The sequence below is a fragment of the Acinetobacter sp. 228 genome, from assembly GCF_048147885.1.
Genome location: NZ_JAYWYV010000610.1, coordinates 1 through 1026, shown reverse-complemented (window position 1 = coordinate 1026; position 1026 = coordinate 1). Strand labels below are relative to the sequence as shown.

The window sequence follows — 1026 nt, the reverse complement described above, 5'->3', positions numbered from 1 at the left end:
GGAAATGGCATCAAACAGATGTTCAATCAAACGTTCTTTCTTTTGCGCAAAAGCTTTTTCCAAAGAAAGTACAATTTGTGAAAAATGAAGGCCCTTTGACAAAGTTGCTAAATGAACTTGGCGCTTCAAAAATTCTCCGCTTGGATGTTATTCAAGATGCCCAAGCATTCCTTAATTTGCCTACTCCGTTATAAATCTATTCTTCGAGATATAAAAAGAGACCAACTCGTGGTCTCTTTTTATTTTTTAGATCGCTTCTCTGGTCATCTCACCATTCACCAGTCTTAAAATCTGCAACGGGTTGCTGTCTTTTAAGGCTTCCGGCAATAAACTTTGCGGATAGTTCTGGTAACACACAGGGCGCAAGTAACGGTCAATGGCCAAGGTTCCAACTGAAGTACCTCGTGCATCTGAAGTGGCTGGGTATGGTCCACCATGAACCATGGCATCACAGACCTCAACACCTGTTGGGTAGCCATTTATAAGTAATCGACCAGCTTTTTCCTCTAGCACAGGAACTACATCTGCAAACTCGGTTAAGTCAGCTTCATCGGCAATTAAAGTCGCAGTTAGTTGCCCATTCATGCTTTGTAGGGCTTGAATGAGTTGGGCTTTATCTTCAACTTCAATGATGACTGTGGTTGGCCCAAAGATTTCTTCTTGTAAAAGCTGATCACCCGCCAGTAAAAGCTCAACATCAGCTTTAAACAGTTGCGGCTGCGCCTGATTGCCTTGTTGAGTTTGACCTGCCAAATGCTTGATGCCTTGATGCTCGGTTAAATGCTCAAGACCAGCGGTATAACTTTTTAAGGTGCCGGCATTGAGCATAGTTTGTGCAGGCTTAGCCCCCATAATTTCAGTCAGGTTGCTAATGAGCTGGCTAAATTCAGCTGATTTAATACCTAAAATTAAACCCGGATTGGTACAGAACTGACCACAGCCTAAAACCACTGAACCACTAAGTTCGGTCGCAATTTTATCACCACGCACTTTTAGAGCTTCGGGTAATAAAATCATTGGGTTAAT

At 42.6% G+C, this 1026-nt stretch carries 1 protein-coding gene and 1 pseudogene; one reads left to right on the top strand and one right to left on the bottom strand.

Annotated elements, in window-relative coordinates:
* Positions 1-194 (top strand): annotated as a pseudogene (locus VXQ92_RS21260) (acetoacetate decarboxylase); the annotation flags it as partial.
* A gap of 52 nt (positions 195-246) precedes the next feature.
* Here VXQ92_RS21260 and VXQ92_RS21255 read toward each other — a convergent pair.
* Positions 247-1026 (bottom strand): aldehyde dehydrogenase family protein (locus VXQ92_RS21255; protein WP_416683096.1); only part of this gene is annotated, 780 nt, incomplete at its 5' end.